The organism is Halobacillus sp. BBL2006 (assembly GCF_000786645.1).
In the GTDB taxonomy this organism is placed as follows: domain Bacteria; phylum Bacillota; class Bacilli; order Bacillales; family Halobacillaceae; genus Halobacillus.
In genome coordinates this window covers 1-3000 of the sequence record NZ_JRNX01000570.1, presented here as the reverse complement: position 1 = coordinate 3000, position 3000 = coordinate 1, and the positions used below count along the sequence as shown (strand labels likewise).

Below are 3000 nucleotides of genomic sequence, written 5' to 3'. Positions count from 1 at the left end.
CAGTGGAAGACAGTTCGTTTACTTCAGGGCGCCGAGGTGTAGCCGGAACCATCTTTGTTCATAAATTAGCGGGGGCAAAAGCAGATACCGGCGCATCGTTGTCAGAAGTCAAAGGGGTAGCAGAAAAAGTCATTGCTAACGTCCGCTCAATGGGCGTTGCCTTGAGTCCTTGTATCATGCCTGCCTCAGGAGAACCTGGTTTTGAGCTTGCGGATGATGAAATGGAAATGGGTGTTGGAATCCATGGTGAGCCAGGAATTGAAACGAAAAAGCTTGCTTCTGTCGATGAAATTGCTGGTGAGCTGATAGAAAAAGTGTTGCCTGAATTGGAGTTGTCAGATTCGGATGAAGTAGCCGTCATGGTCAATGGCATGGGCGCCACACCTGAAATGGAATTGTACGTTTTTAACCGAAAAGTACAAGATATCTTATCCAGTCAAGGTATCAAGGTTTATCAGACGTTTGTCGGCGAGTACATGACGTCATTGGAAATGGCTGGCTGCTCATTAACTGTACTGAAATTGGACGATGAATTGAAAGAGCTGCTTGAAGCTCCATCAAAAGCCCCGGCATTTCGGAAGTAGGAGGAGTTCAGATGAAATTCGAAGTAGAACATGCGGTAGACTGGATCACGAAGGTAAATGAGAAAATTCAGGAGCAGAAAGATTATTTGAGCTCGCTTGACCGTGCGATTGGCGACGGTGATCACGGTATCAATATGGCACGAGGATTTCAGGAGGTTGCGAACGTTCTTCCAAATGAAGAATTTGGAGAAGTCTCAGACGTACTGAAAAAAACTGCTACAACCGTCATGTCCAAAGTGGGCGGCGCATCCGGACCGTTGTACGGAACCGTATTTCTGAAAATGGCCACAGCCGCTAAAGGGGCCGAAGTGGATGATGCCACTTTTGTAAAAATGGTTGAAGCAGCTGTTGATGGAGTGAAGCAGCGCGGAAAAGCAGAGGAAGGCGAAAAGACGATGATTGACGTCTGGTCTCCTCTGTTGAGTTCGCTGAAGGAAGAATCAGAAGTGAACAGCGAAAAAATCAGAGAGGTCGCTCACTCTTCGATGGAATCTACGAAAGATATGGTCGCTACCAAGGGACGGGCAGCCTACTTGAAAGAGCGCTCGAAAGGACACCTTGATCCAGGAGCGGTCTCTTCTTATTATGTGTTCGAAGCGTTAGCGGAAACAATGGAGAAAGGGTGATGCTTGATGTCTAACGCAGCGATCGTCCTTGTTTCTCACAGTGAAAAAGTAACCGAAGGAATACAATTACTGCTCGAACAAGTTGTCGGTGAAGTTTCAATACAGACAGCTGGCGGAAATGAGGATGGAGGAATCGGCACTAGTCTCGAAAGGATCCAGGATGCTATCCAAAATGTCGGTGACGGCGGAGCAGTCGTTTTTTATGACTTAGGAAGCGCGAAGATGAATGCCGAAATGGCCATCGAAATGCTGGAGCTGGAAAACGTCCATCTTTCTAATGCACCGATCTTGGAGGGCGCGTATCTTGCAGCAGTGGAAGCGAGTGTCGGGAAATCTGTTGAGGAGATTTTGGGATCACTGGAAAAAGAGTTTGGGAAAAGTGAATAAGTACATCGTAGAGGTCATCCATTAGTTGGATGGCCATTTTTTTGCAGATTAAGCTGGTGAAATATCAGTCTATTGTTGAGGGGAGCAATCGAATGAGACAGTGAGGGATGAAGACGGATAGTCACATTTTTTAAACTGTAAGCCATCGTGAGACTGGGAATCGATCAAAAGGAGCGTAGAATCAGCGAAACGCCAGAGGGAATCGCTCAGATGAGGCAAATCATCAACGGAAAAATAGGCTATATCGCTCAAAGCAGGAAAAGAATCGCTCAAACCGCAGATTGCGTCATGCAAAGTAGTAATGCACCAAATTGAAGACGGATAGTCATATTCTTTAAACTGTAAGCCACAGTGAGACTAGAAATCGATCAACAGGAGCGTAGAATCAGCGAAAATCCAGAAGAAATCGCCCAGATGAGGCAAATCATCAACGGAAAAATAGGCTATATCTCACAAAGCATAGAAAGAATCGCTCAAACCGCGCATTTAGTCGAACTCTTGGCGGTAGGATACCGCTTAATCAAAATTAGTAAATTTTAATTTATAGATTCTGCCACGGTTTTCACCGCAATGCTCCAAATGAAGGGAACTCAGTATTCGATTGGCCGTACTTGCCGATCCAATTCTTAAAAAAGTTCTTAATCTGCCATTCGAGATAGGTGGACCAAAAAATAGGAAGTAGTCTTTCAATGCATCTATATGGGCTTTCCCATCCCGAAAACCGCATTCTTGACATTGCCACGTTCCATGTTTTCGTCCCATAGGATTATTGCCACAATTCGAACAGTGGACACCATTTTGTATATCCGTCGAGGAAACTTTGTACCTAGAAGCGTAGTCATATTGATGACTACAATGGTTCTTGAGTAAGGATGAGGATAATTGTTCAAATTGCTTCTTAGTTAGAAAAGGCTCGTGAAATTGGGACACGATTTCTGTGATTTTTTCAGGAAGGTTATAAGTGCGGATAACAAAATCTAAAGAAGGATCATTCGAGGAAAATATAGCGTCGGGATGACTGTGGGCGATGAGGCAGTGAATGGGTGGAGAGGGAAGGTTATGAAGGGAAAGCCGTTTTTCTAATTGAAGCTTGTGACGTCTTACTTGGGTAACTGGACTATCAAACGCTTGCACATCATTAGCTATGGTTCGAGTGAGCTGATGGTTTTTCTGATCATAATACAGCGTCCCTGCTAGATTCTTCACTTCGATTAATAATATGCACTTGTTCGTTAGGATGATGTTATCATTTTGGAAAAAGTGGGTGCCGTCGTTTAGCCGGATATCGTGGAAAATGTGGTAGTCATCAGGGAGAAAGGACAGAGGATAGATGAGGGCTAATTCTCCTTTGTATCCAGCTAATTCTTTGGCCAATTTTTCTTTCAGCTTTAAATAATTGGGAT

At 44.4% G+C, this 3000-nt stretch carries 6 protein-coding genes; 5 read left to right on the top strand and 1 reads right to left on the bottom strand.

Features of this window, described 5'->3' with window-relative positions:
* The 5 genes from LD39_RS16085 to LD39_RS22780 form a co-directional block, all read left to right on the top strand.
* On the top strand, positions 1-584 hold a 584-nt coding region (locus LD39_RS16085), incomplete at its 5' end, for a dihydroxyacetone kinase subunit DhaK (RefSeq protein ID WP_035549670.1).
* An 11-nt stretch (positions 585-595) separates the two neighbouring features.
* On the top strand, positions 596-1210 hold the full coding sequence (dhaL, locus tag LD39_RS16080; protein ID WP_035549667.1) for a dihydroxyacetone kinase subunit DhaL: 615 nt from the start codon (positions 596-598) through the stop codon (positions 1208-1210).
* Positions 1211-1216: 6 nt separating this feature from the next.
* A complete protein-coding gene (gene dhaM / locus LD39_RS16075) occupies positions 1217-1597 on the top strand; it encodes a dihydroxyacetone kinase phosphoryl donor subunit DhaM (RefSeq protein WP_035549664.1) in 381 nt (126 codons plus the stop codon).
* Positions 1598-1744: 147 nt separating this feature from the next.
* The gene (locus tag LD39_RS22785; RefSeq protein WP_156112677.1) at positions 1745-1912 is read left to right on the top strand and encodes a hypothetical protein; all 168 of its coding nucleotides are present in this window, start codon (positions 1745-1747) and stop codon (positions 1910-1912) included.
* A 36-nt stretch (positions 1913-1948) separates the two neighbouring features.
* On the top strand, positions 1949-2137 hold the full coding sequence (locus LD39_RS22780; protein WP_156112676.1) for a hypothetical protein: 189 nt from the start codon (positions 1949-1951) through the stop codon (positions 2135-2137).
* Here the strand turns inward: LD39_RS22780 and LD39_RS16070 are convergent.
* Positions 2114-3000: nuclease-related domain-containing protein (locus LD39_RS16070; protein ID WP_035549662.1), on the bottom strand; the 887-nt coding region annotated here is incomplete at its 5' end. The two genes, LD39_RS22780 and LD39_RS16070, sit on opposite strands and share 24 nt — an antisense overlap.